The organism is Streptomyces globisporus C-1027, assembly GCF_000261345.2.
Taxonomy (GTDB): domain Bacteria; phylum Actinomycetota; class Actinomycetes; order Streptomycetales; family Streptomycetaceae; genus Streptomyces; species Streptomyces pakalii.
This window is the reverse complement of record NZ_CP013738.1, coordinates 3,608,296-3,628,890: the sequence shown is the minus strand read 5'-3', so window position 1 is coordinate 3,628,890 and position 20,595 is coordinate 3,608,296. Positions and strand designations below refer to the sequence as shown.

Sequence of the window (20,595 nt, the reverse complement as noted above, 5' to 3'; positions counted from 1 at the left end):
TCTCGGCCGCAGGGCGCTCATCCACTCACTAGGCGGTACACAGCATGTTGCTCTCAGCATTCGGCTCACTCCTCCAGCTGCTCTACCTGGCGATGCTGGTGCTGGCCGTGGTCGCGTTCGTCTTCGCGGCGACCGCCCGTGAGGACGCCTACCGTGCCGCCGACAAGAAGAAGAAGTCGTTCTGGCTGATCATTCTCGGCATCGCGGTCGCCGTGAACCTGCTCATCCCGATGCTGTTCCTGCAGCTCGCGGGCGTCGTCGCGTCGATCGTGTTCATGGTCGACGTGCGCCCCGCGCTCAAGGCGGTCTCGGGCGGCGGCGGTCACCGCGGCGGCTCCAGCAGCGACGGTCCGTACGGTCCCTACAACGGCGGTCGCTGAACGCCCAGGGGGCGTGCGACGACGGGTGAAGCGGGGCGGGAGCGCGGTGCGCTGCCGCCCCCTCGTCGTATCCGCTCCGGATCGCGGCCCAGCAGCAGCACCGCCACGTCGTCGGTCAGCTCACCGCCGTTCAGCTCCCGCACCTCGGCGACCGCAGCCTCCAGCAGTTCCTCGCCCGCCAGGCCCTCGTCCAGCCGGCCGTTGACCATCGCGACCATGCCGTCCTGGCCGAGCCGCTCGCTGCCGCCGGTCCCCACCCGTCCCTCGATGAGCCCGTCCGTGTACATCATCAGGCTCCAGGCGGCGCCCAGCTCGACCTGGCGGCGCGGCCACCGGGCGCGCGGCAGCAGCCCCAGTGCCGGGCCGCCGTCCTCGTACGGGAGCAGCCGGGCCGGCCGGCCGTGGCGGGCGAGCAGCGGCGCGGGGTGTCCGGCCAGGCAGAGTCCGGCCCGCCGCCCGTCGGGCGCGATGTCGACGGTGCACAGCGTCGCGAAGATCTCCTCGCTCTGCCGCTCGTGCTCCAGCACCTGCTGGAGCGTGGAGAGCAGCTCGTCCCCGCACAGCCCGGCCAGGGTCAGCGCCCGCCAGGCGATCCGCAGCTCGACGCCGAGCGCCGCCTCGTCCGGGCCGTGGCCGCAGACATCGCCGATCATCGCGTGCACCGTGCCGTCCGGGGTGCGGACGACGTCGTAGAAGTCGCCGCCGAGGAGCGCGCGGCTGCGGCCGGGGCGGTAGCGGGCGGCGAAGCTCAGGCCGGAGCCGTCCAGCAGCGGGGTGGGGAGCAGGCCGCGTTCCAGACGGGCGTTCTCCTGGGCGCGCATCCGGGACTCGGTCAGCTGGTGCTGGGCCAGGTCGGCGCGCTTGCGCTCCACGGCGTACCGGATGGCGCGGCTCAGGACGCGCGCGTCCAGCTCGCCCCGGAAGAGATAGTCCTGCGCCCCGACGCGTACCGCCTCGGCCGCCAGCTCCGCGTCGTCCTCGGCGGTCAGCGCAAGGACCGCGTGCAGCGGGGCGATGCGGAGGATGTGGGTGAGGGCCGCCAGCTCGTCGGCCCGGCCGGAGACGGGGTCGTCGCCGGTGCCGCTGTCGGAGCCCGCCACCGGCAGGGCCAGGTCCAGCAGGATGCAGTCGACGTCGTCGGTGAGCAGCCGCGCCGCCTCGGTGAGGTTGCGGGCGGTACGGATACGGACCCGGGTCCCGGCCGCTGCCGAGAGCTCGGGAACGGTGATGGTGGTGCCCGCCGGGTCGTCCTCGATCACCAGCAGGGTGAGGTCGCCGTGGGAGGTCTCCGCAGCGGGCACGGAGCGCTGCTGCGGTACGGGTACGGGCATCGGTTCGGGTTTCCTTCCCTCCCCCCGAGGGCGCGGCGGGTCGACGATCGACGATCCGCCAGTCGGGGACGATAGCGGTCCGCGGCGGTGGAACGGAATGGCGCGCGGGGATCGGCCCCTGTCATATGCGCCGTCATAAGCCGCGTCCCGGCACGGATCCGGCGCGATGGGCGGCCGTACGGGGGCGGAAGCGCCCATGACAAACATCACGCGGCCGTGGACGGCGGCGTGGCCCCGCTCACGTGGCCCCGCTCGCGTGGCCCCGGTCACCCCGGTGGGCCCGGTCACCCCGGTGGGTCCCTGCCGGTCCGGTGGGTCCCCTACTTGTCCGGGCGGACCACGCCGAGGATCTTCATCGAGCCCGCGCCCGCCAGCGTGACGTTGCGGCCGGGGCGCGGGGAGTGGACGATCGCGCCGTCTCCGACGTACATCCCGACGTGGCTGGCGTCGGCGTGGTAGATGATCAGGTCGCCGGGGCGCATGTCCTGGACGTCGATGCGCGGCAGCAGCCGCCACTGCTCCTGCGAGGTGCGCGGGATCGGCCGCTTCGCCGCCAGCCAGGCCTGGGAGGTCAGGCCGGAGCAGTCGTACGAACCGGGGCCCTCGGCCCCCCAGACGTACGGCTTGCCGATCTGCGCCGTCGCGAAGGCCACCGCCGCCGCTCCGGCCTCGCTCGCCTCGCCGCTGACGTCCTTGATCGCGCCGGAGGAGAGCCAGGCGGTCTGCGCCTCGTTCGCCGCGTCCTGCTCCAGCTGGCGCAGCCGGTCGCGCTCCTTCTTCTCCAGCTGCGATTCGAGCTTCTCCGCCGCCTTGATCTGCGCGTTGATCTTCTTCTTGGCCTTGGCCTGCTTGACCCGGTTCGCTTCCAGCTTCTCCCAGTTGGCGCTGGCGTCCTGGGTGTACGTCTCCAGGTCCTGCTGCGTCTGGTTCAGCTCGGTCAGCAGCGACTTGGAGGCCTGCTGGCCCTGGCGGACCTTGTTGATCCCGTCCAGGAAGAGCTTCGGGTCGTTGCTCAGGGCCAGCTGCGCGCCGGGCGGCAGACCGCCGTTGCGGTACTGCTCGCGGGCCTGGGCGCCGGCCCGGTCCTTCAGCGCGGCGATACGCGCCTGGCCGTCGACGATCGCCTTGGCCAGCTTCACGATCTCGCCGGACTGCTTCTTCGTCTGCTCCTCGGCGAGGTTGTACGCGTCGGTCGCCGCGCCCGCCTTCCGGTACAGCGTCTCGATCCGCTCGCGGACCTTCTCCAGGTCCGCGTTGGAGTAGCGCTGCGGCGAACCGGCAGGGGCGGAGGACGAGGAGGGCGAGGGCTCCGGAACCGGGGCGGCCGAGGCCTGGCCCGTGGACGTCAGCAGGGCCAGGGCACAGACCAGCGTGATGGCGGCCGTGGCGCAGTGGCGTCGGTTCACGAGCTCCCCCTCCGGGCGCATACCTGACTTACCGTCAGTAACTTTTCGGCAACGTCGCGATCGTGCCATGTCGTCCTCCAAAGCAACAGAGGCCGACGGCACCTGGCACGTCACACAGCGCCCGCACAGGGCCACTTCGTCATCCCCACCCACAGGGACGAGCGATGCCCCCGCGGCGTTCCCGGAGCGGGCGGTCTCTGCCCGATGGGGGAGGACTTCAGTGCCCGGCGGGCCGCAACGCGTCCCACTCCACGGTGATCTCGCCCTGCCGCCACCGCCGTACGCCGTCCGTCACCGGCCAGTCGGCCGCCACCGCCCGCACCGCCGCGATCCAGCGCTGCCGCGCGCCCAGCGAGGCGTACGGGGAGGCCGCCGCCCACGCCCGGTCGAAGTCCCGCAGGAACGCGTGGACCGGCTCGCCCGGCACATTGCGGTGGATCAGCGCCTTCGGCAGCCGTTCCGCGAGGTCCGAGGGGCGCTCCAGCGAGCCGAGCCGGGTCGCGAAGGTGACCGTGCGCGGCCCCTCGGGCCCCAGCGCCACCCAGACATGCCGGCGGCCGATCTCGTCGCAGGTGCCCTCCACCAGGAGCCCGTCCGCGTCGAGGCGGGAACACAGCCGCGCCCAGACCTCGGCGACCTGGTCCTCGTCGTACTGGCGCAGCACGTTGGCCGCGCGGATGAGCAGGGGCCGCACCGCCAGGGGCACCTCGAAGCCCCCGTGCACGAAGGTGAGCCCCTCCCGCTCGTACGGCTTCGCCGCCGCGACCCGGTCCGGGTCGATCTCGATGCCCGCCACGGCGGTGCGGGGCTCGGCGGTACGGAGTCGGGCCAGCAGTTCGACCGCGGTCCAGGGGGCCGCCCCGTACCCGAGATCGACGGCCACCGGCGTCCCGGCGCGGCGCAGGGCGGGGCCGTGCGCGTCGGCGATCCAGCGGTCCATGCGGCGCAGCCGGTTCGGGTTGGTGGTCCCGCGGGTGGCGGTGCCGATGGGGCGCTGGCGCATGGGTCGAGCGTAGGCGACGCGGTGCGGGGTACTCGGTTCCGCCTGGTCCCGCCCGGGCCGGGCGGGCGCGCGGGGTGACGCGCCGTGGGCCGCGTAATGATTTGGCAAAGCGGAAATGAAAGGCGGCATTCCACTGTTTCGACCGTCGGAGGGACCCCACGCCCCTCCTCGAAGCATGCCCCTGATGAGGAGGACCGACGAGGTGAGCCAGTACGTCTCCCGGCTCGGCTCCACCCGGACGGCCGCGCGGCTCAGGTTCCCCGGAGGCTTCTCCGGTGCCTCCCGCAGGCCGCGCCGCATCGCGATGCTCTCCGTGCACACCTCCCCCCTCCACCAGCCCGGTACCGGCGACGCGGGCGGGATGAACGTCTACATTGTCGAACTGGCCAAGCGCCTCGCCGCGATCGACATCGAGGTCGAGATCTTCACCCGGGCGACCACCGGCTCCCTGGCCCCCGCGGTCGAACTGGCCCCCGGCGTCCTGGTCCGGCACGTCGACGCCGGACCGTACGAAGGCCTCGCCAAGGAGGACCTGCCCGCCCAGCTCTGCGCCTTCACCCACGGCGTGATGCAGGCCTGGGCCGGTCAGCGCCCCGGCTACTACGACCTCGTGCACTCCCACTACTGGCTCTCCGGCCAGGTCGGCTGGCTCGCCGCGCAGCGCTGGGGCGTCCCGCTCGTGCACGCCATGCACACCATGGCCAAGGTCAAGAACGCCGCGCTCGCCGAGGGCGACACCCCCGAGCCGCCCGCCCGGGTCATCGGCGAGAGCCAGATCGTGAACGCCTCCGACCGGCTGATCGCCAACACCGCCGAGGAGGCCGACGAACTCGTCCGCTTCTACGGCGCCGATCCGGCCGCCGTCGCCGTCGTCCACCCCGGCGTCAACCTCGACCGCTTCCGGCGGGCCGACGGCCGCGCCGCCGCGCGCGCCCGGCTCGGCCTGCCGCAGGACGCGCTGATCCCGCTCTTCGCGGGCCGCATCCAGCCGCTGAAGGCCCCGGACGTGCTGCTGCGCGCGGTGGCCGTGCTGCTGGAGAGGGATCCGTCGCTGCGCTCGCGCATCGTGGTGCCGGTGGTCGGCGGACCGAGCGGCAGCGGGCTCGCCAAGCCCGAGGGGCTCCAGAAGCTGGCCGCGCGCCTCGGCATCGCCGACGTCGTACGGTTCTGCCCGCCGGTGGGCCAGGACCTGCTGGCGGACTGGTTCCGGGCCGCGTCGGTGCTGGTCATGCCGTCGTACAGCGAGTCCTTCGGCCTGGTCGCCATCGAGGCCCAGGCGACCGGGACGCCGGTGGTCGCGGCGGCCGTGGGCGGACTGCCGGTCGCGGTGCGCGACGAGGTCAGCGGCTTCCTGATACCCGGGCACGAACCGGAGGCGTACGCCCGCGCGCTCGGGCGGTTCGCGGACGCGCCGGAGCTGGTCGACCGGATGGGGGCGGCCGCCGCGGCGCACGCCCAGTCCTTCGGCTGGGACACGGCGGCATCGGCGACCGCCGACGTGTACACGGCCGCGCTCTGCGACCACCGCCGCCGGGCCCGGGCGCACCACGGCTGAGGCTGCCGGGCGCGTGCGGCGTACGGCCCTGTCGTAGGCTCGCAGCATGGCTGACGTACCGGACGAAACCGCAGCGGCCCAGGTCATCGAGGCGACGCTGAACGATGCCGGGCTCGCATGGGAGAGCCCGGAGCGCGGCAACTACGTCGTGACCCTGCCGGGCACCCGCAAGCTGTCGACGACCTGTTCCCTGATCGTCGGCAAGCACTCCCTCTCCCTCAACGCGTTCGTCGTCCGGCACCCGGACGAGAACGACGCCGAGGTGCACCGCTGGCTGCTGGAGCGCAACCTCCGCCTGTTTGGGGTGAGTTACGCGATCGACTCGCTCGGCGACGTCTACCTGGTCGGCAAGCTCCCCCTCTCGGTGGTCACCGCCGAGGAGCTGGACCGGCTGTTCGGCGTGATCCTCGAAGCGGCCGACGGGGCGTTCAACACCCTGCTGGAGCTGGGTTTCGCGAGCTCGATCCGCAAGGAGTACGCGTGGCGGGTGGCGCGCGGCGAGTCGACCCGGAATCTGGACGCGTTCAGTCATCTGACCCGGGATGCGTCCGAGAGCTGACGCCCGCTCCCTTCTCAATTCTCGCTTCTTCGGGCGGCGCACGGGTCTTTCCCCGCGCCGCCGAGTCGTGCCATGCTCGCCGCCAACGCAGACATGAACGTCATTCAGGTACATGAAAGGCGGCTCGGGTATGGCGACGCACCGGGGGGCGGGCAGCGGCAGGCGCGGCGGGGGTGGCGGGGGCGACCGGGAGGTTGTCGCCAGGCGTACGGTCCTCGGCGGCGCCGTGGCCGTCGTGGCGTCCGTCGCGACCGGAGCCGCCACGACCGGGACGGCCCACGCCTCGGCGGTCCGCCCGGCCCGCCCGATCCAGGACGCCACCCTGTGGCGGGAGTTCACCGCCTCCCCCCTCACCCACCCCCAGATCCCCTTCGTCGGCCGCGCCGGCTACCGCGCGGGCTCCGGCCTCCCGCGCCGTGGCGGGCGCGACCTCGTCATCGACGTCGTACGCGACCACGGAGCCCGCCCCGACGGCTCGGCCGACGCCGCGGCCGCGATCAACCGTGCCATCGCCGCCGCCGGAGAGCGCGGCGGCGGCACGGTGACCATCCCGGCCGGCACGTACCGCATCGACGACGTCATCCGCATCGGCCACAGCGACGTCGTGGTGCGCGGCGCGGGCAGCGGGGCGACGACGCTGTACGCGACCCGCAGCCTCACCGAACTCATCGGCGTCTACGGCAGCCGCTACGGCGGCGACAAGTCCAGCTGGTCCTGGGCCGGCGGTCTCATCTGGCTCTGCCCGAAAGACCGTTGGGCCTCGCTGACCGACGCGATCCGCGCCCGGGAGTGGCCCTTCGAGGGCTGGACCGGCAACCGCCGCGACGCGTGGCGCACCCTCGCCGTCCCGGCCCCCGCCCGCCGGGGCGACCGTACGGTCACCGTCGCCGACGCCCGGAATCTGCGCCCCGGCCGGCTCGTCCTCCTCCGCCTCGCCGACCACACCGGCCACACGCTGCTCCAGCACATGGCGGGCGACGGCGCGGGCGCGCGGGCGTACGCCTGGGCCGACAAGACCAAGCTGACCTCGTACGTCCCCTACGAATGGCCGGTCCGCGTCACGGGCGTCCGGGGCCGCCGGATCACCCTGGAACGCCCGCTCCCGCTCGACCTGCGCCCCGAGTGGGACCCTCGGCTGACCACGCTCGTCACCCCGCTCACCGGGTCCGGCGTCGAGGGCCTCACCCTGGAGGCGGCCGAGAAGCCGCAGGCCCCGCACCTGCTGGACCAGGGGTTCAACGGGCTCGCGTTCCAGTGCGCGTACGACTGCTGGGCCGACGACGTCACCGTCCGGCACGTCGACAACGGCTTCGGCCTGATCGGCGCGTCCGCCTGCACCCTGCGCCGGACGAAGGTCGAGGGGCGCGGCGCGCACCACCCGTACTACTGCCGCGAGGGCTCGCACGACAACCTGGTCGAGGACTTCACCATCGCCGCCCGCACGACCCCCGCGCCCGCCGGCACCCAGCTCCACGGCATCAACGTCGAGGGCCTGTCCAGCTACAACGTCTGGTCGCGCGGCCGGATGGAGACGGGCACGTTCGACTCGCACCGGGGCATGCCGTTCGCCAACGTCCGCACCGACATCACCGTGAACAACGACGGCGTGCACGGCGGCGACGCGAGCGCGGGCCCGCTGTTCGGGGCGCGCTTCACCCACTGGAACATCCGGGTCACCAACGAGCGGGCCGGGCTGATGAAGATCGACGGCCTCGCCCCGTACAGCGCGACCGTGGGCATCAACGAGGTACGGGAGTTCGGCCAGATCGACGTCCCCGACTTCCCCGGCGACCTGCACGCCCGCCTGGAGGCGTACGGGAGTCCGGCGACGGTCCGCCCGGCCAACCTGTACGAGGCGCAGCGGGGTGTGCGCTTGCGCTGACGCGCTTCCGGGGCCCTCAGCAGCCCTTCCCGGCCGCGTCCAGGGCGTCGGCAAGATGAGGAGCGACCAACTCCCACGTCTCATCGGCGGCTTCGGACCCGACGGCACGAGGAACGGTCTCGACGAGCATGATGAGGTAGAGGTAACTCCGGTACAGCGCATAGCGGGTCCGGAGCGCATCCGTGAACTCCACCTCGCGGCCCCGGGCTTCGGCGTACCCGGCGAGGAACCCCCGGTCCCGCTCGATGTCCCCGAAGAGCGCGAGCGAGACGAAGTCGGCCACCGGGTCACCCCAGAACATCCGCTCCCCGTCGACGACCCCGCCGATCGTGCGCGCGCCCGGCTCGCCCGTGACCAGCAGGTTCCCCGGCCACAGGTCGAAGTGCACGAGGGCGGGCCGGGTCACCTCTTCCAGGACGGGGGCCGCGCCCGCCAGCACCGCACGGATGTCGCCGACGGGGTACGGCAGCCGGGCCCGGTAGGTCTCGGCGTCGGCGAGCACCGCCTCGGTCATCGCCGTGAACGCGGTACGCCAAGTGGGGGCGAGGGGCCCGAACGGCTCGGCGGGATAGCCGAACCCGGACGTGGCGGCGCCGGTCGCTCCGTGCAACTGCCCGACGATCCGGCCGAGTTCGGCGCGTAGCCGGGGCTCGTCCCCGTCGTCCGCCGTGGGAGCCACCTCGTGCCAGGGCCGGCCGGGGCAGGCGGTCATGACCAGGTACGCGCCGGTCGGCGCGGCCGGATCGGTCTCGCTGCGGACGACCCGGGGGATCGCGGGACCGCCGGCCCGCGCGGCGGCGGTGTAGAACGCGACCTCGTTGACCAGCAGGTCGCGTTCGTAGCGCAGGGCGGCGGTGTGCGGCGGGGGCGTCTTGACCACCCAGTCGCGGCCGTCGGCGAGCGTGACGCGGGTGACGGTGTTGTACGTGCCGCCGGTGAGCGGGACGGTCGCCGCGATGTCGCGCTCGCCGACCCCGAGGGCGTCGAGAACGCGGGGGAGCGGAGGGGTGGCGGGGGCCTGGTAGGACACGCGGATGACGTCCTTTCGGGAGGGTTGTACAGCCCTTCCGCACAGTGCATTCACAGGATGATCACAACGGAATCACGATCGCGGAGGGGCGTCGTCGGACCGGTCTTCGCTCACGGGTTCGATCGTAAGGTGTGCATCACTGCGACGGCCCGTCCCAGACGGCGTCGAAGTGCCGTACGGAAGAGGGGCGGTTGCTCACCGAACCGGAGAGAAGAACCATGCGCGCCACTGCCGTACGACGTACCGCCCTCGCCGCCTCCGCGGCCGCCCTCGCCCTGCTGGCCACCGCCTGCAGCGGCTCGTCGGACGCCGACGGCAAGGACGAGAAGGGCGCCGCGAACGGGAGCAGCTCGGCCCCGAAGACCCCCGCCAAGGCGCTCACCGCCGCCGAGCTGGAGAAGGCCACCCTCGCCCAGGGTGACGTGAAGGACACCAAGATCACCAAGGCCGGCCCGGCCGACGAGGTCCCGGCGGACGGCGTCAAGGTCGACAAGGAGGCCTGCCTGCCGGTCGCCCACGCCCTGTCCGGCGTGGCGCAGGAGGGCGCGGTGGCCACCACGAAGCGCAAGGTCATCGACGAGCCGAAGGCCGATGGCGAGAAGTCGCTGGAGGACGCGGCGAAGGGCGAGGGTGCCGACGCGTTCAAGGACGCCTTCAACCTGACGTCCACGTTCGTCGCGCTGAGCTCGTACGAGGGGACGGCAGGACCGGACGCCTTCGCCGCGCTGAAGAAGGCCGCGGCGGACTGCGCGGGCGGCTTCACCGCCACGGTCGCGGGGACGCCGACGAAGGTCGTCTCGATGACCGAGGAGAAGATCACCGGCGGCGACGAGGCCCTGGCCTGGACGGTCACCTCCGAGTCCGACGGCGCCACCACGCCGGTCAAGCTGGTGGCGCTGCGCAAGGGAAGCTCCGTGGCGACGTTCTTCGCCTTCAACCTGGCGGCGGCGGGCGGCGAGAAGGTCACGTTCGAGCTGCCGGCCGCGGTCGTGGCGGCGCAGGACAAGAAGCTCGCCTGACGACAGGCCCTGGCGGCTCTGCCCTGATCCACCACGGGGCAGGGGCGCCGCGGCCGTGGGGGATCAGGGCAGAGGCACGAGCCGGACGACGGTCACGGTCAGGACGGACCGGGAGACGTAGTAGAGGACGATGGCCCCGGCGACGGTCGCCTCACGCCGGTCCCGTTCGCTCTTGACGGCGGAGGAGGCGTGCCCGTACGGCTCGTCGCCGAGGGTGCGGACCATCGCGTCCCGGAAGGACTCGCCGCCGTGCATCTTGGCCAGGGTGTCGTCGGCGGGCGGTGCGTAGGAGATGCGGAAGCTCAAGCGACGCTCCGCCTCTCGGCCTCGTCCCGCGCCAGCCGGTCCAGGATCTTCTCGGCCTCGGGATCGGGGACGGCCTCCAGCATCCAGTGCCGCATGACGGCCTGGATCTCGTGCACCCCCGCCTCGTTGATTGCGAGGTCGAACTCCTCGCGTCTCTCCTCGGGGAGCGTCGCCCGGATGTCCGGGATGCTGTTGGGCACCTCGACCTCGGTACCGCCGACGAAGGTCTTCAGAGACTCACCCATGATCGCTCTCCCCGATCTCCTTGCCCTGGAAGGTCGCCGTCACGGATGGCGTGACGGCATGGGCTCACCGTAGTGCGTACGAGGGCAATTCCGGCCGACCCGGCAAGGCACGGATCGGCCACGGATCTGCTGCCACACGGCACTTCGGGCTCAGCTCCGCCCGAGCTTCGCCGCCACCCGGTCGCGCAGGAGCGCGTACTCCTCCTGGAGCCGCGGCAGCTCACCGGGCGGCCGCACGACGACCTCACCGCCCACGACGACCTCCTCGGGCCCGAACTGCTCCCGGGTCAGATCGACTTCTACGCCCAGGCCCAGCCGGTTCCACCAGTGGAAGTCGGTGCGCACCCCGTCGACCTGCACCTCACCCCGGACCAGCTCCCCGCCGAGCAGGTCGTTGAGCACCATGGCGGTGACCCCGCACTGATCGCGCGCCGGATTGTCCGGAGTCCAGCGGTCGCGGTACTCCGGGGTGCAGGTCTCGGCGCTCCAACTGCTGCGCAGGGCCTGCTCGATGTCGGTGAGGAGGTGGATCGTCATGGTGGCCATCGTGGCAGGGGGCACTGACAGCGCCGCCGCTCCGTGGCTCCGGGAATTGCGTCGACAGACATCCCGGGCGCCCGGCAGAGTGGTCGCCCGTGACCAGCAGCGAACTGTGGACCCGAGAGACCGCCGACCGCTACGACGCCGAGGAGGCCGAGAACTCCTCGCCCGCCGCCCTCGAACCGACCCTCGACTTCCTCGCCGAACTCGCCGGGAACGGCCGGGCCCTGGAGTTCGCCATCGGTACCGGCCGCGTGGGCGTGCCGCTGCGGCGACGGGGCGTACCGGTGACGGGCATCGAACTGTCCGAGCCGATGGCGGCGGTGCTCCGCCGCAAGGCCGACGAGGAGACGCTCCCGGTGGTGATCGGGGACATGGCCACCACGGTCGTCCCCGGCGAATTCACCCTGGTCTACCTCGTCTACAACACCATCGGGAACCTGCTCACCCAGGACGAACAGGTCGCATGCTTCGAGAACGCGGCCCGCCATCTGGCCCCCGGCGGCCGGTTCGTCATCGAACTGACCGTGCCGCCGCTGCGGTTCCTGCCGCCCGGCCAGACCGCGGTGCCGTTCGACGTGTCCGAGCGGCATCTCGGCTTCGACACCTTCGACCTGGTCGAACAGACCCTCGTCTCGCACCACTTCACCCGCGACGGCGACGGAGGCCGCTACCGCCGAGGCACCTGCCGCCAGCGCTACGCCTGGCCGGCCGAACTGGACCTGATGGCCCGTATCGCGGGGCTGGAGCTGGAGAGCCGGGCCGAGGACTGGGACGGAACGCCGTTCGGCCCGGACTCCGGCCAGCACATCTCGGTGTGGCGCAAGCCGGTGGCCTGAGGTCCGCCGCCCCGGACGAGCTCACATGCGCTTGAGCCCGATGCACTGGAGGACGGCGAAGCTGCCGACGGTCAGGCTCTGCAGCACGATCCAGACCGCACCGACGCCGGTCGGTGAGAGCGCACCGGAGACCACGACCACCAGGCTGAGCACGAACCACAGCAGGTTCGCCACGATGACCGCCATCAGTCCCGCGCGGCTGATCTCATCCGCGTCCCGATGGCGAGCACTCCCACCGCGTAGAGCAGCAGGAACACCCCGACGGGATACTGGGCCGTCGTCGGGACGCCGAAGAAGGAGTCGAGGACCGTGGCGAGCGCCAGGTACGCGATGCCGTTGAGGCCGGTGGCCACCGCGTCCAGCTTGAGCGCCAGCCGCGCGAAACCGTCGGTTCCCGTCGCCCTCGCGTCTGAGGCAACCCGGTCGTGCTGCGTCGAAGCCATTGTTGTCTTCCTTTCGTGCACAAGGGAGTTGCCCGATACGGAAGAGGAATCTCCGCGGGGCCGCCGAACAGTGCTGAAGTTAGGCGGCCCCCTGGAGGCCATCAATGACCTCCGAGGTCATCAGCCCTGCATACCCGGCGGCCTGCGCACGGTGAGGCGACCCGTATTCCGGCCACAGAACCTGCTCGACCGTGACGCACCCCGAAGGCGAAGATGAGCGAGTGACGTCGACCGAAGCAGCAGCAATCGCACTACAGGACAACGCCGCTCTCTGGAGTGCGGGGGAAATCAGTGCGAGCGAGGTCGTCGATGCCGCCTGCGATGCTCTCGTCGCGGGACTCGACACTCCCGCCCTTCGGATCCTCGCCGCCCGCACGCGCGCCGAGGCGGACTACGACGTCTACGACCTGCTTCCCCCAGCACTTGAGGAACTCGGCCTCACCTTCCATCCGGCAGCCGGCGAGGCCGCCCAGGAAGCCGTCGTGCGAGCGCTCGCACGACGCATGCTCGCCGGCGATCTGAAGCCTCGGGAGCTCACGTTCCGGATCCACCAGCGCTACGGACACGAACTGCCCCTGACGGAATGGCTTGCCGAGCTCGACGACGAGTACGACGTTCTCGAATACGGCGACAGAACCGTGGACCAGGTCGACGCCGAGGTCACGGCCGAGGCCCGCCGCCTGGCAGCCCACCCCCGCGTGCCACCGCCCCCGGGGTAACCCCCGCTGCCGGGGAACAGGGAAACAGCCGGTCTCCGTGAGAAGCATTCTGGTCCCGTGCTTTCACAAATGACCAGTTGCTCCAGCTGCCGCCCCGGCGGGCCGAGAAACGCAATGGCCCCTCACCTGACCGAAAAACGCAGGTGAGGGGCCTGATGGCTTTCTCTACTTCTTCTTGCCCTGGTTCTTCACGGCCTCGATCGCAGCCTTCGCCGCATCCGGGTCCAGGTACGTGCCGCCCGGCTTCAGCGGCTTGAAGTCGGCGTCGAGCTCGTAGGAGAGCGGGATGCCGGTCGGGATGTTGAGGCCCGCGATGTCCTCGTCCGAGATGCCGTCCAGGTGCTTCACCAGGGCGCGGAGGCTGTTGCCGTGCGCGGCGACCAGGACCGTGCGGCCCGTGAGGAGGTCCGGGACGATGCTGTCGAACCAGTACGGGAGCATGCGGACGACGACGTCCTTCAGGCACTCCGTGTCCGGGCGCAGCTCCGGGGGGAGCGTCCCGTAGCGCGGGTCGTCGAACTGGCTGTACTCGGCGTCGCGGGCCAGCGGCGGCGGCGGGGTGTCGTACGAGCGGCGCCACAGCATGAACTGCTCCTCGCCGAACTCGGCGAGCGTCTGGGCCTTGTCCTTGCCCTGGAGCGCACCGTAGTGGCGCTCGTTCAGGCGCCAGGAGCGGCGGACCGGGATCCACAGGCGGTCGGCGGACTCCAGGGCCAGCTGCGCGGTGCGGATCGCGCGGCGCTGGAGGGAGGTGTGCAGGACGTCGGGGAGCAGACCGGCGTCCTTGAGCAGCTCACCGCCGCGGACTGCTTCCTTCTCGCCCTTTTCGGTGAGGTTGACGTCCACCCAACCGGTGAACAGGTTCTTCGCGTTCCATTCGCTCTCGCCGTGGCGGAGGAGGATCAGCTTGTACGGTGCGTCGGCCATGAGCCCGAGCGTAATCGAACCCGTGCGACCCCCGCGCGCCCGCCCGTAACGCGGACAACGCCGGGCTCCGGGCGCCCGGCGCGCGGACGATTGACGGGGGGCGTCAATCCAGTGGCGGTCGGGGAGCCGGGCTTCGTAATGTCTCGAACGGGGTCGGGGGTGTTACCCGAGGCCCGTCTCCATATCCGTCCGTCCCGTGGGGGGAATCCTTATGTCCGTCGCCGGTCTGCGCACCGCCGCCCGCGAGACCGTCTCCGGGATGCCCCGCGAGTTCTGGTGGCTGTGGACCAGCACCCTCGTCAACCGCCTCGGCGCGTTCGTCGCGACCTTCATGGCCCTCTACCTGACCCTGGACCGGGGCTACTCCGCCTCGTACGCGGGGCTCGTCGCCGCCCTCCACGGGCTCGGCGGGGTCATCTCCTCGCTCGGCGCCGGCGTGATGACCGACCGGCTCGGGCGGCGGCCCACCATGCTGGTCGCCCAGACGTCCACCGCCGTGTCCGTGGCGGTGCTCGGGTTCATGCAGCACCCCTTCGCCATCGCCGCCGTGGCGTTCTTCGTCGGCATGGCGAGCAACGCCTCCCGGCCCGCCGTCCAGGCGATGATGGCGGACATCGTGCCCCCGAGGGACCGCGTCCGGGCCTTCTCGCTCAACTACTGGGCCATCAACCTCGGCTTCGCGATCTCCTCCGCCGGGGCCGGGTTCATCGCCGAGTACAGCTACCTCGCCGGCTTCCTCGGCGAGGCCCTGATGACCCTCGCCTGCGCCGTCCTCGTCTTCCTGAAGGTGCCGGAGTCACGGCCCGAGGAAGCCGTGGTCAAGAGCGTCGGCGGCAAGCGGCCGAGGGACGAGGTGCGGCTCACCACCGTCCTGCGCGACGGGCGCTTCATGGGCGTCGTGGGGCTGTCGTTCCTGGTGTCGCTGATCTTCCAGCAGGGGTACGTGGGGCTGCCGGTGGCGATGGGCACGGACGGGCTGTCCAGCTCCGACTTCGGCACCGCCATCGCCGTCAACGGCGTGCTGATCGTGGTCCTCCAGATCCCCGTCACCCGCTTCATCCAGGACCGCGACCCGCGTCGGCTGCTGATCATCTCCTCGCTGCTCGCCGGGTACGGTTTCGGACTCACCGCCTTCGCCGGATCGGTCGCGGCCTACGCCCTCACCGTCTGCGTCTGGACGCTGGCCGAGATCGTGAACGCGCCCACCCAGACCGGGATCGTCGTCCAGCTCTCGCCCGCGAAGGGCCGGGGCCGCTACCAGGGCATGTACACGATGTCCTGGTCGGTGGCCGCGCTCGTCGCACCGCTGATGTCCGGCTTCGTGATCGACCACTACGGCGCCGCCTGGCTCTGGGCCGCCTGCGCCGTCATCGGCACCGTCGCCGGCCTCGGGTACTGGCTGCTGATGCGCAACCTGCCGCGCGAGGAGCACCCCGCGGCGGACGCCCTGCCCGAGCCCGCGCCCGTCCCGGCCGAGGCCCGCCCGGACCAGGCCGAACCGGAGGCCGCACCCGCGGCGGCGGTCGAGCGGGCCTGCTGAAAACGGCGCGCGGTGCCCATCCGGAACGGGGGTCCGGGCGGGCACCGCGCGCTTCTCGTCCATGTACCTGTACGGGTACGGGTCAGCCGGAGCAGCCTCCGCACTGGCACGGGGCACCGGACTGGCAGCCGCACCCGCAGCCCGACCCGCATCCGCAGGCACCGAGCAAGGTCAGGTGCACCACTTCGGTCGGGGTCTCCTGCTGGGGTTCGGTCGTGGGGGAATCGGCCATGGTCCCTCCTCGGGGCATACGGCTGGGCGGCGGACGCCGGTGCGCCGCCGCCGGGGACGTACGGCATGACCCACCGCTCACGGCCATGGCGCCGCCCCACGCCCCATTGCATGCCCATCCCGGCGGGCGCATCAACGGCGCACACGCGCAGGAACGGATGTGCGACTCGCGTACGCCGGCGAAGCGCCGGTGGTACGCCGGAGGCGCCCCCGATCCGTCCCTCGCGCGCCCTCGACTGCGCGTCGTCGCCCGGGCGCCCTCGACCGTGCCGGGAGCCCTACCGACAGCGCGCTCTCGCCTACGCGCCCTCGACCGGGGCCGCCGCCTGGATCTCGTCCGCGTGCTCGCCCGTGACCAGGTAGACGACGCGCTTGGCGACCGACACCGCGTGGTCGGCGAAGCGCTCGTAGTAGCGGCCCAGCAGCGTCACGTCGACGGCCGTCTCGATGCCGTGCTTCCAGCGGTCGTCCATCAGATGCTGGAACAGCGTGCGGTGCAGCAGGTCCATCTCGTCGTCGTCCTGCTCCAGCTGGAGCGCCAGATCGACGTCCTTGGTGATGATCACCTCGGCCGCCTTGGCCATCAGGCGCTGGGCTAGCTGGCCCATCTCCAGAATGGTGGCGTGCAGGTCGTGCGGGACCGCCGACTGCGGGAAGCGCAGCCGGGCCAGCTTCGCCACGTGCTGGGCGAGGTCGCCCGAGCGCTCCAGGTCGGCGCTCATCCGCAGCGAGGTCACCACGATGCGCAGGTCCGTGGCCACCGGCTGCTGGCGGGCCAGGAGCGCGATGGCGCGGGCCTCCAGGTCGTGCTGGAGGTCGTCGACCTTCTGGTCGCCGGCGATCACGTTCTCCGCCAGCGTCAGGTCGGCGTCGAGCATGGACGTGGTCGCCCGCCCGATCGCCGAGCCGACCAGCCGGGCCATCTCGACCAGGCCCTCTCCGATCGAATCGAGTTCCTCGTGGTAAGCGTCGCGCATGGAAGTCCCTCTCCAGTTCCAAACTGAGGCCGGGGTCTCGGACCGACCCCCACGGTTACACGGTGGGGGCGTAACGCGTCCGGATCCGGCCCCCTAAGTGAACCGGCTCCTACCCCTCGGTGAACTCTGGGCGACGAGTGTTCGAGATGGCACTCGGACGGCTGGGAGGGACTCGTCGCACCCGCATAACCTTGAAGCATGGACGTGAACGCGGCGGTCGCCGCAGCTGCGGCGATCGCCGGTCTCCTGACCGGTGTGATCGCCATGCTGGCGTTCCGCTGGAGCGAGCGCGACCTGAAACGGCCCACGCGCACCTCGCTGCGGCCCGACAGCAACGCCGCTCTTCCCCCCGGAGTGGACACCGTCCTCTCCGTCCTCAGCTCCTCCGCCGTCGTCCTCGACGAGAGCGACAGCGTGGTCAAGGCCAGCTCGGCGGCGTACGCCCTGGGCCTGGTGCGCGGCGGCCGGCTGGCCGTCGAGCCGATGCTCAACATGGCCAGGGACACCCGGCGGGACGGCGAGATACGACAGGTCGAGCTGGACCTTCCCCGGCGCGGCACCGGCCGCGGAGACACCCTCGCCGTCTCCGCCCGGGTCGCCCCGCTGGGCTCACGGCTGGTGCTGCTGCTCGTCGAGGACCTCACCGAGGCCCGCCGGATAGAAGCGGTACGGCGCGACTTCGTCGCCAACGTCAGCCACGAGCTCAAGACCCCGACCGGGGCGCTCTCCCTGCTCTCCGAGGCGGTCATGGACGCCTCCGACGACCCGGAGGCCGTGGAGCGGTTCGCCGGGCGGATGCAGATCGAGGCGACCCGGCTCACCAACCTCGTCCAGGAACTCATCGACCTCTCCCGGGTGCAGAACGACGACCCGCTGGAGGACGCCGAGCCGGTCAAGGTGGAGACGCTGGTCGCCGAGGCGATCGACCGCTGCCGCCAGCAGGCCGGCTCCAAACAGATCACCATGGCCTCCGCGGGCGCCGAGGGCCTCACGGTCTGGGGCAACCGCGGCCAGCTCGTCGGCGCGCTCGGCAACCTCGTCGAGAACGCCGTCAACTACAGCCCCGCCCACACCCGCGTCGGCATCGCCGCACGCCGCCTCGCATCGCCCGGCGGGGACCTCATCGAGATAGCCGTCACCGACCAGGGCATCGGCATCTCCGAGAAGGACCGCGAACGGGTCTTCGAGCGCTTCTACCGCGTCGACCCGGCCCGCTCACGGGCCACCGGTGGCACCGGTCTCGGCCTCGCCATCGTCAAACACGTGGCCGCCTCGCACGGCGGGGAGGTCACCGTCTGGAGCTCCGAGGGACAGGGCTCCACCTTCACCCTCCGGCTGCCCGAAACGGGCGCCACGAGGGAGCGCACCACCGGCGGACCGCTTATCGTCAACGGCGACGACGAGGGGCCGTTCGAGACCGACACCTTTGACCCCTTCCCTGCCCCGGAGGCTCTTCCGTGACCCGAGTGCTTGTCGTCGAGGATGAGGAATCCTTCAGCGACGCCCTGTCCTACATGCTGCGCAAGGAAGGTTTCGAGGTCGCCATCGCGGCGACCGGCCCCGACGGTCTGGACGAGTTCGAGCGCAACGGCGCCGACCTGGTCCTCCTCGACCTGATGCTGCCCGGCCTGCCCGGCACCGAGGTGTGCCGCCAGCTCCGCAGCCGCTCCAACGTCCCGGTGATCATGGTCACCGCCAAGGACAGCGAGATCGACAAGGTCGTGGGGCTGGAGATAGGAGCCGACGACTACGTCACCAAGCCCTTCTCCTCCCGCGAGCTCGTCGCCCGCATCCGGGCCGTCCTGCGCCGCCGCGGCGAGCCGGAGGAGGTCACCCCGGCCGCCCTGGAGGCGGGCCCGGTCCGGATGGACGTCGACCGGCACGTCGTCACCGTCTCCGGCGGCAAGGTCGACCTCCCGCTCAAGGAGTTCGACCTCCTGGAGATGCTCCTGCGCAACGCGGGCCGCGTGCTGACCCGTATGCAGCTCATCGACCGGGTCTGGGGCGCGGACTACGTCGGCGACACCAAGACCCTCGACGTCCACGTCAAGCGCCTGCGCGCCAAGATCGAGCCCGACCCGGGCGCGCCGCGCTACCTCGTCACCGTGCGGGGCCTGGGGTACAAGTTCGAGCCGTAAGCCGTAAGCCGTAAGCCGCGAGCCGCGCGGTCCGCAGGGTCCCGTGTACGCCGAAGGGGCGCTTCCCGGCCGGGAAGCGCCCCTTCGGCGTACTGCGTGCTTACGCGGGGTCCGCGGCGGTCAGTCGGCCGCGGGCACCGAGGCGCCGTCGCCCGCGCCCTGCGTGGCCGCGTCGCCCTGGGTGCCCGTCTCGCCCTGGCCCGTGGCGCCCTCGGCGGCCGCGCCGTCCGCCGGCGTACCGCCGGTCGCGCCCTCGGCCGTGCCGGGGGTCTCCGCGTCGCCGGTCGCGCTGCCGGACGGCGTCGGGCTCGGCTTCGGGGCGGGCGCCTCGGCCTTCGGGCTGGGCCCGAAGTCCTTGAAGAAGCCCTCGGCCGGGAAGACACTCGCGCCGAGGCCGACATCGCCGGTCCGGCTGAGCTTGAAGACGACCTGCTGCACGTCGCCGTTGCGGGCGGCCTCGCCGCTGTTCTCGATCACGGCGGCGGCGTTGCCCTTGCCGCCGATGATGACCTGACCGCCGGCCGGGACCACGATGGGGCCCTTGCCGCCGGCCGCCTGGAGCTTCACCTCGACGTCGCTGCCGGGCAGCGTGATCGCCTCCAGCACCTCGCGCTCGGTGCCGTCGTTGAACAGCGTCGCGGCCACGACGGCGGGGCCGTCCGCGCCGGCGCCGGGCTGCGTGATCACGTTGACGTTCTGGACCTTGATGTCGCCCACCGTCGTGGCCGGGTTGTCCGGCCGGATCTTGAGCGTCTCGGCGTTGTTGCCCGCCGCACAGGCGGACAGCGAGAAGATCGAGAGCGCGGTGGCGGTGGCGGCGAGGGCGCCGTGTCGAAGGCTGCGGCTCACGGCGGCGGCAACTCCTTGAACGTTCGGACTGCGGACTTCGGACGTCGGGCGTCGAGCGGTGGTGTAAAGCCGCCCTAAGGGTGTGTCAGCGGCCTTAGGCTACCGAGCCGCCGCGCCCGCCCTGCACCCGACCCGCCTCTAGGAGGTGTCGCGTCGGCCGGGGGTGGGTCCGATCGACGGTCAAGCGTGGGTCCGGACCACCGCAGGGGTGTTCTACCGGCCGGTAGGCCATCTGCCGTTCACATAATCCGCGTGATCAATTCTTCCGGGCGCCCCGCCGCTTCTTCGCCCTTTTCCGCCGCGCGGCTACTTCGCCTTCGCGTTCGTCTTCGCCTGCCGGGCGGAAAGTGCCGTACGGCACTTGGCTTGATCAAATTCATTGCGGTCGGGCAGTTACGCCCGTACGGGTGAGCGATCACCGAACGGAGTAGGGAATGGTCGCCTTCTCGAAACCGACAAAACGGGACTTTCGCCCTCTTCTGCAGGGCTTCCGGGTCATGTGACGTCGATGTTTCACTCCGGGCGCACAGTGGCTCCGACCTGCGAATACCGTCCTCCGGATGCCTTCCACAGCACGTTCGTGTCGCTGTTGTCAAGCCCCGAGATATGCCCTGACCTGCGAAAACGCCATTCAGGGGAGTCGATTCTCGTGTTACTCTGGATAGCCACGGAAGGG

Annotated in this window: 22 protein-coding genes; 10 read left to right on the top strand and 12 right to left on the bottom strand. The window is 71.6% G+C overall.

Annotated features, from left to right (window positions below; all coding sequences use genetic code 11):
- Positions 1-44 precede the first annotated feature (44 nt).
- Positions 45-380: a DUF2516 family protein gene (locus tag WQO_RS15670; RefSeq protein ID WP_010063575.1), complete on the top strand. Its 336-nt coding sequence runs from the start codon at positions 45-47 to the stop codon at positions 378-380.
- Here WQO_RS15670 and WQO_RS15665 read toward each other — a convergent pair.
- The 3 genes from WQO_RS15665 to WQO_RS15655 all read right to left on the bottom strand — a co-directional run bounded on the left by WQO_RS15665 (position 362) and on the right by WQO_RS15655 (position 4,120).
- Positions 362-1,711 (bottom strand): PP2C family protein-serine/threonine phosphatase, encoded by a 1,350-nt coding sequence (locus WQO_RS15665; RefSeq protein ID WP_010063574.1) that lies wholly within the window; start codon positions 1,709-1,711, stop codon positions 362-364. The genes WQO_RS15670 and WQO_RS15665 overlap by 19 nt on opposite strands.
- A gap of 320 nt (positions 1,712-2,031) precedes the next feature.
- On the bottom strand, positions 2,032-3,117 hold the full coding sequence (locus WQO_RS15660) for a C40 family peptidase (RefSeq protein ID WP_029182619.1): 1,086 nt from the start codon (positions 3,115-3,117) through the stop codon (positions 2,032-2,034).
- Positions 3,118-3,334: 217 nt separating this feature from the next.
- Positions 3,335-4,120 (bottom strand): hypothetical protein, encoded by a 786-nt coding sequence (locus tag WQO_RS15655; RefSeq protein ID WP_010063572.1) that lies wholly within the window; start codon positions 4,118-4,120, stop codon positions 3,335-3,337.
- A gap of 202 nt (positions 4,121-4,322) precedes the next feature.
- Between WQO_RS15655 and mshA the strand changes: the two genes are divergently transcribed.
- From mshA to WQO_RS15640, 3 genes are all read left to right on the top strand, one after another.
- A complete protein-coding gene (mshA, locus tag WQO_RS15650; RefSeq protein WP_010063571.1) occupies positions 4,323-5,675 on the top strand; it encodes a D-inositol-3-phosphate glycosyltransferase in 1,353 nt (450 codons plus the stop codon).
- Between the two features lie 46 nt (positions 5,676-5,721).
- Complete coding sequence (locus tag WQO_RS15645) at positions 5,722-6,234, top strand: type III secretion system chaperone family protein (protein WP_010063570.1); 513 nt, start codon at positions 5,722-5,724, stop codon at positions 6,232-6,234.
- A gap of 130 nt (positions 6,235-6,364) precedes the next feature.
- Positions 6,365-8,116, top strand: a complete 1,752-nt coding sequence (locus WQO_RS15640) for a glycosyl hydrolase family 28-related protein (RefSeq protein WP_010063568.1) — start codon at positions 6,365-6,367, stop codon at positions 8,114-8,116.
- Positions 8,117-8,132: 16 nt separating this feature from the next.
- Here the strand turns inward: WQO_RS15640 and WQO_RS15635 are convergent, their stop codons facing one another.
- Entirely contained in the window at positions 8,133-9,146 is a 1,014-nt protein-coding gene (locus WQO_RS15635) for a phosphotransferase family protein (RefSeq protein ID WP_058953999.1), read from the bottom strand.
- A 218-nt stretch (positions 9,147-9,364) separates the two neighbouring features.
- On the opposite strand from WQO_RS15635, the gene WQO_RS15630 reads away from it, so the two are divergent.
- Entirely contained in the window at positions 9,365-10,165 is an 801-nt protein-coding gene (locus WQO_RS15630) for a hypothetical protein (protein ID WP_010063565.1), read from the top strand.
- A gap of 63 nt (positions 10,166-10,228) precedes the next feature.
- On the opposite strand, the gene WQO_RS15625 is transcribed toward WQO_RS15630, so the two are convergent.
- The 3 genes from WQO_RS15625 to WQO_RS15615 form a co-directional block, all read right to left on the bottom strand.
- Positions 10,229-10,471: a hypothetical protein gene (locus WQO_RS15625; protein WP_010063564.1), complete on the bottom strand. Its 243-nt coding sequence runs from the start codon at positions 10,469-10,471 to the stop codon at positions 10,229-10,231.
- Positions 10,468-10,716: a hypothetical protein gene (locus WQO_RS15620; protein WP_010063563.1), complete on the bottom strand. Its 249-nt coding sequence runs from the start codon at positions 10,714-10,716 to the stop codon at positions 10,468-10,470. Before WQO_RS15620 ends, WQO_RS15625 begins: the two co-directional genes overlap by 4 nt.
- Positions 10,717-10,866: 150 nt before the next feature.
- A complete protein-coding gene (locus tag WQO_RS15615) occupies positions 10,867-11,253 on the bottom strand; it encodes a YunG family protein (RefSeq protein WP_010063562.1) in 387 nt (128 codons plus the stop codon).
- A 98-nt stretch (positions 11,254-11,351) separates the two neighbouring features.
- Between WQO_RS15615 and WQO_RS15610 the strand changes: the two genes are divergently transcribed.
- Entirely contained in the window at positions 11,352-12,095 is a 744-nt protein-coding gene (locus tag WQO_RS15610; RefSeq protein ID WP_010063560.1) for a class I SAM-dependent DNA methyltransferase, read from the top strand.
- 21 nt (positions 12,096-12,116) lie between these two features.
- Here the strand turns inward: WQO_RS15610 and WQO_RS36795 are convergent, their stop codons facing one another.
- Both WQO_RS36795 and WQO_RS36790 read right to left on the bottom strand, forming a co-directional pair.
- The gene (locus WQO_RS36795) at positions 12,117-12,281 is read right to left on the bottom strand and encodes a hypothetical protein (RefSeq protein ID WP_237274131.1); all 165 of its coding nucleotides are present in this window, start codon (positions 12,279-12,281) and stop codon (positions 12,117-12,119) included.
- A complete protein-coding gene (locus WQO_RS36790; RefSeq protein WP_237274130.1) occupies positions 12,281-12,538 on the bottom strand; it encodes a hypothetical protein in 258 nt (85 codons plus the stop codon). Before WQO_RS36790 ends, WQO_RS36795 begins: the two co-directional genes overlap by 1 nt.
- A 221-nt stretch (positions 12,539-12,759) precedes the next feature.
- Between WQO_RS36790 and WQO_RS15600 the strand changes: the two genes are divergently transcribed.
- Positions 12,760-13,257, top strand: a complete 498-nt coding sequence (locus tag WQO_RS15600; RefSeq protein WP_029182618.1) for a hypothetical protein — start codon at positions 12,760-12,762, stop codon at positions 13,255-13,257.
- Positions 13,258-13,422: 165 nt separating this feature from the next.
- Here WQO_RS15600 and WQO_RS15595 read toward each other — a convergent pair whose 3' ends face one another.
- Positions 13,423-14,184, bottom strand: a complete 762-nt coding sequence (locus WQO_RS15595) for a phosphoglyceromutase (protein ID WP_010063558.1) — start codon at positions 14,182-14,184, stop codon at positions 13,423-13,425.
- A 211-nt stretch (positions 14,185-14,395) separates the two neighbouring features.
- Here WQO_RS15595 and WQO_RS15590 point away from each other — a divergent pair, with 211 nt between their 5' ends.
- Positions 14,396-15,724 carry an MDR family MFS transporter gene (locus WQO_RS15590; protein ID WP_010063557.1) on the top strand — a complete coding sequence of 443 codons (1,329 nt, stop codon included), beginning with the start codon at positions 14,396-14,398 and terminating at the stop codon, positions 15,722-15,724.
- A gap of 530 nt (positions 15,725-16,254) precedes the next feature.
- Here the strand turns inward: WQO_RS15590 and phoU are convergent.
- On the bottom strand, positions 16,255-16,932 hold the full coding sequence (gene phoU / locus WQO_RS15585) for a phosphate signaling complex protein PhoU (protein WP_006125649.1): 678 nt from the start codon (positions 16,930-16,932) through the stop codon (positions 16,255-16,257).
- Between the two features lie 198 nt (positions 16,933-17,130).
- Here phoU and phoR point away from each other — a divergent pair, with 198 nt between their 5' ends.
- Positions 17,131-18,393 (top strand): two-component system sensor histidine kinase PhoR, encoded by a 1,263-nt coding sequence (gene phoR / locus WQO_RS15580; RefSeq protein WP_010063555.1) that lies wholly within the window; start codon positions 17,131-17,133, stop codon positions 18,391-18,393.
- Between the two features lie 5 nt (positions 18,394-18,398).
- Positions 18,399-19,070, top strand: a complete 672-nt coding sequence (phoP, locus tag WQO_RS15575) for a two-component system response regulator PhoP (RefSeq protein ID WP_007446453.1) — start codon at positions 18,399-18,401, stop codon at positions 19,068-19,070.
- A 120-nt stretch (positions 19,071-19,190) separates the two neighbouring features.
- Here the strand turns inward: phoP and WQO_RS15570 are convergent, their stop codons facing one another.
- The gene (locus WQO_RS15570; RefSeq protein WP_010063553.1) at positions 19,191-19,919 is read right to left on the bottom strand and encodes a hypothetical protein; all 729 of its coding nucleotides are present in this window, start codon (positions 19,917-19,919) and stop codon (positions 19,191-19,193) included.
- Positions 19,920-20,595: the final 676 nt, after the last annotated feature.

Excerpts from the sequence above, each read along its gene's own strand:
- WQO_RS15670 (WP_010063575.1), top strand. The coding sequence starts at position 45 with ATGTTGCTCTCAGCATTCGGCTCACTCCTCCAGCTGCTCTACCTGGCG.
- WQO_RS15665 (WP_010063574.1), bottom strand. The coding sequence starts at position 1,711 with ATGCCCGTACCCGTACCGCAGCAGCGCTCCGTGCCCGCTGCGGAGACC.
- WQO_RS15655 (WP_010063572.1), bottom strand. The coding sequence starts at position 4,120 with ATGCGCCAGCGCCCCATCGGCACCGCCACCCGCGGGACCACCAACCCG.
- WQO_RS15645 (WP_010063570.1), top strand. The coding sequence starts at position 5,722 with ATGGCTGACGTACCGGACGAAACCGCAGCGGCCCAGGTCATCGAGGCG.
- WQO_RS15640 (WP_010063568.1), top strand. The coding sequence starts at position 6,365 with ATGGCGACGCACCGGGGGGCGGGCAGCGGCAGGCGCGGCGGGGGTGGC.
- WQO_RS15630 (WP_010063565.1), top strand. The coding sequence starts at position 9,365 with ATGCGCGCCACTGCCGTACGACGTACCGCCCTCGCCGCCTCCGCGGCC.
- WQO_RS15620 (WP_010063563.1), bottom strand. The coding sequence starts at position 10,716 with ATGGGTGAGTCTCTGAAGACCTTCGTCGGCGGTACCGAGGTCGAGGTG.
- WQO_RS15615 (WP_010063562.1), bottom strand. The coding sequence starts at position 11,253 with ATGACGATCCACCTCCTCACCGACATCGAGCAGGCCCTGCGCAGCAGT.
- WQO_RS36795 (WP_237274131.1), bottom strand. The coding sequence starts at position 12,281 with ATGGCGGTCATCGTGGCGAACCTGCTGTGGTTCGTGCTCAGCCTGGTG.
- WQO_RS36790 (WP_237274130.1), bottom strand. The coding sequence starts at position 12,538 with ATGGCTTCGACGCAGCACGACCGGGTTGCCTCAGACGCGAGGGCGACG.
- WQO_RS15595 (WP_010063558.1), bottom strand. The coding sequence starts at position 14,184 with ATGGCCGACGCACCGTACAAGCTGATCCTCCTCCGCCACGGCGAGAGC.
- WQO_RS15590 (WP_010063557.1), top strand. The coding sequence starts at position 14,396 with ATGTCCGTCGCCGGTCTGCGCACCGCCGCCCGCGAGACCGTCTCCGGG.
- phoU (WP_006125649.1), bottom strand. The coding sequence starts at position 16,932 with ATGCGCGACGCTTACCACGAGGAACTCGATTCGATCGGAGAGGGCCTG.
- phoR (WP_010063555.1), top strand. The coding sequence starts at position 17,131 with ATGGACGTGAACGCGGCGGTCGCCGCAGCTGCGGCGATCGCCGGTCTC.